Genomic DNA, 3,942 nt, shown 5'->3' on the forward strand with positions numbered 1-3,942 from the left:
GATTTTCACGACCATGCTTAGCGGCCAGAAGCGCATGCGCTTCTGGCGGGCCAAGATCGTCGAGTAATCGATCGATCCCAGCGACAGCTGATCTAAGCGAAGGCCCCGGAGAGCGATCTCCGGGGCCTTTTGCTTTGGCCAATCCTCCCCCTAGCGGGGGAGGTGGCGCGAAGCGCCGGAGGGGGAAGTACTGCTGAGCTTGCCTCTTCCCCCTCCGTCGTCTCTCCGAGCCGACACCTCCCCGCTAGGGGGAGGATTTGATACCTCTCACCCTCTCACCGCCTGCGGCGGAGAGGGTTTCGGCCCCCCCCTACAGCTCCAGCCGATAAAACCGGGTGTCCACCGCCATGCGGGGGAAGGCTTCCGGCAGGTCCGCGATCTCCACCAGGGAAAAGCCGTTCTTTTCGTAGAACCGGTGCGCGGCCTTGAACTTGTCGGTCGTGCCCAGCCAGACGGCCCGGACGCCGCCGTCGCGAGCATGGTCCAGGGCCGTGGCCAGGAGGGCCTGGGCCGCGCCCACGGGGCCGCGCGCCGCCGGCTTGACGAACATCTTGCGCAGGGCCACCGCGTCGTCGCCGATATCCTTCAGGGCGATGGTCCCGACGGCCTGGCCGTCCAGTTCAGCCAGCCAGAACTGACCCGCGCCGGTCTGGTACCAGCCGGGGATGTCGGCCAGGTCCGGCTGGTCGGCGGCGGTGATGGCCACGCCGAACTCCTCGCGCTGGATCGGCAGGATCACGTCGATCACGGCCGGCGCGTCGCCGGGCGCGAAGGGGCGGATGGTCACGGTCGGCATCGGGCGGGATCCATGGAGCGTCGAGGAGGGGCAGGCCCGTTCCATTAGGGGCCGCCGCGCGGATCGGGAAGGCTCCGGGGCGTTCTTCGGCCAAGCTTGGCGCGGGCGCCGCTTCGAGGGGCGCCCGTGCGGCGCGTTGACGCGGCCATGTCGTCAGGCCTTGGTGGCGGTTGACGCGCTCGCGAAACATACCACATCATCGAAACAAGCGTTCGGCCTGTATGGTCGTCGCCGTCTCGTCGAACAGACGGGGCTAGTATGCGTGGCTTTTCAAGCGTCCGGCCCAAAGGGGACCAAGGCTTGTCGGCTCTAGACGGCGCATTACCAGGTTTCGAAAAAGTACGCGGCCCGCGGCGCGCCCATCTCGGCGCGGGCGTGGCGACGTGCGCGGGATCCGGCTGGCGCCTGTCCGGGAGGCCGCCCCCCAGCTGAACGCGCTCCATGGCCTCGCGAAAAGACGATCGGCCAACCAAACAAATAATCGAGGGAGGGAAAGACGATGAAACGCAGCAGCTTCCTGCGCGGAGGCTCAAGCCTCGCGCTGAGTCTCGCCTTGATGGGGTGGGCCGCCCACGCCCAGGCCCAGCAGAAACCTGGCGACGCGCCGGTCGAGGTCGAGGAGGTCGTGGTCACGGGCTCCTTCATCAGGGGCACGCCCGAGGACGCGGCCCTGCCGGTCGACGTGATCGGCGCCGAGGAGCTGCAAAAGCGCGGCTCGCCGTCGACCGTCGAGCTGATCAAGGCCCTGTCGGTGTCCAGCGGGGTGCTGGGCGACACCAACCAGTTCGACAGCCGCGCCCAGGGCTCGGAAGGCTCGGGCTCGGTGAACCTGCGGGGCCTCGGTTCGCAGCGGACCCTCGTCCTGCTGAACGGCCGGCGCCTGGCGATCAACCCCCTGGCCGCGGCCGGGGCGGGCATCGTCGACACCAACATCATCCCGGCCGCCGCGATCGGACGCCTTGAGGTGCTGAAGGACGGCGCGGCCGCGACCTACGGCTCGGACGCCATCGCCGGCGTGGTCAACTTCATCACCAAGAAGAACTTCGAGGGGCTGGAGGCGGCCGCCGACTACCGGATCATCGACGGCTCCAAGGGCGACTACGGCGTCAACGTCACCTGGGGCAAGACCTGGGACAACGGCAATGTCCTGGCCAGCGTCGGCTGGCAGCACCGCTCCAAGCTGTCGGTCGCCGACCGCGACTGGGCCAACCGGTCCTATCTGAGCAATCCCGAGGCCGGCTGGTCGGCCGCCGGCAACCCTTCCACCTTCATCCCCCTGGCCAGCACCACCAACGCCATGCGCGACCCGGCCTGCGCGGGGCTGGGCGGCTTCCCCGGCTTCTCGGGCCTGACGCCGGTCTGCTACTGGCACTACACGCCGTTCGACAACCTGGTCGAGAAGTCCAACGCCATCCAGGCCTATGCCGAGGCCAACGCCGACCTGTCGGCCAACACCAAGTTCCACGCCGAGGTGCTGTACGCCCACACCGACGTGCCCGACTGGAACACCTCGCCGTCCTACGCGGCCCTGGCCGTGCCGACCTCGGAGGTCGCGCCCAGCCCGGCCCTGACCGGCCGCTACTATGTGCCGGCGACCAATCCGGGCCTGCTGGCCTTCATCGCCGCCAACCCGACGGTCAACCTGACCAACCTGGCCACCGGGGTCAGCTCGACCGCCCCCGGCTCGATCTTCGGCTTCGGGGCGCTGGACGTGGCCAACCGGCCGTTCGGCATCGGCGGCAATCCCAAGTTCGGCTACGGCCCCTCGATCGGCTCGCGCTCGTTCGACGCCTTCCGCGTCTCGGCCGACCTATCGGGCGAGTTCGAGAACGGCATCGGCTGGGACATGGCCCTGACCTATTCGCAGGAAGTGGGCATCCGCACCGGCTACGACACCCTGGTCAACCGCTTCGCCCTGGCGCTGCAGGGCCTGGGCGGGCCGCTGTGCGACAGCAATCCGTCGCTGCCCGGCGTCCAGGGCACGCCCGGCGTCGGCCAGTGCATGTACTACAACCCCTTCGCCAGCGCGATCCCGTCCAACGCGATCACCGGAACCGCCAACGCCGGCTACAACTCCGCCCTGGCCAACAACAAGGACCTGGTGGACTGGTTCTTCAAGAAGCTGTCGACCAAGCAGTCCTCGCGCCTGTTCGTCGGCGAGGCGGTGCTGAACGGCAAGACCAACATCACCCTGCCGGGCGGCGACATCGCCTGGGCGGCCGGCGTCCAGTACCGCCGCACCTATTTCAAGGCCGACTACAACGACATCAGCAACGCGGCGATCAATCCGTGCGTGAACACGCCCGACTTCGGCGTGACCACCTGCACCGGCTCGCAGCGCAACGGCCCCTTCATGTTCCTGGGCGTCGGCAACGAGGCCGATAACCAGAGCGACGTGATGGCCGGCTTCGGCGAGCTGTCGGTCCCGATCACCGAGGACCTGCAGGCCCAGTTCGCCGCCCGCTACGAGAAATATGGCGGGCCGATCGGCTCGACCTTCAATCCCAAGGCCTCGCTGCGCTGGCAGGCCACGCCGTGGATGGCGCTGCGGGCTTCGGCCGGCTCGACCTTCCGCGGGCCGCCGGACCCCCTGACCACCACCACCTCGGTGACCTCGCTGCAGGGGATTCTGGGCGTGTTCCGCGCCGTCGACATCTTCGGCAATCCCGACCTGAAGCCGGAAAAGGCCAAGACCTATAATTTCGGCGTGCTGTTCAAGGCCGGGGAGCTGAAGGCCAGCATCGACTACTTCGCCTTCGACTTCAAAAACCCGATCGTGGCCGAGCCGGTGGCGGGCATGGTCAGCGCGCTCTATCCGAACGGGGCGGCGGGGGCCAACAACTGCGCCAATGCGGCCTATGCGGCCCTGGTGGCCCGCTTCACCTTCAACGGCTCCTGCGCGACCCCGACGACCAGCATCGCCCGCCTGAAGACCTTCTACATCAACGGCGCGCCGGTGAAGAACTCGGGCTTCGACTTCTCCGCCGACTACCGCTTCAAGGAGGTGCTGGGCGGCGACGTGACCGTGGGCGGCAACGCCACCTACATCCAGAAGTACAAGGTCGGCGCCACCCAGGTCGAAGGGATCACCGTCGAGAAGGCTTTCGACGCGGTGGGCCTGCTGAACTACCAGACCACGGTCGTGC

At 68.0% G+C, this 3,942-nt stretch carries 1 protein-coding gene and 1 pseudogene; one reads left to right on the forward strand and one right to left on the reverse strand.

Going from position 1 to position 3,942, the window contains the following annotated elements; all coding sequences use genetic code 11:
- Positions 1-310: 310 nt before the first annotated feature.
- Positions 311-796, reverse strand: a complete 486-nt coding sequence (locus tag VJ655_RS00220; protein WP_324097371.1) for a GNAT family N-acetyltransferase — start codon at positions 794-796, stop codon at positions 311-313.
- Between the two features lie 161 nt (positions 797-957).
- Between VJ655_RS00220 and VJ655_RS00225 the strand changes: the two are divergent.
- Positions 958-3,942 (forward strand): annotated as a pseudogene (locus VJ655_RS00225) (TonB-dependent receptor domain-containing protein); the annotation flags it as partial.

The sequence above is a fragment of the Caulobacter sp. genome (assembly GCF_035254145.1).
Lineage (GTDB): Bacteria > Pseudomonadota > Alphaproteobacteria > Caulobacterales > Caulobacteraceae > Caulobacter.

Bases quoted from the DNA above. Each gene is read 5' to 3' on its own strand.
- VJ655_RS00220 (WP_324097371.1), bottom strand. From the start codon at position 796: ATGCCGACCGTGACCATCCGCCCCTTCGCGCCCGGCGACGCGCCGGCC.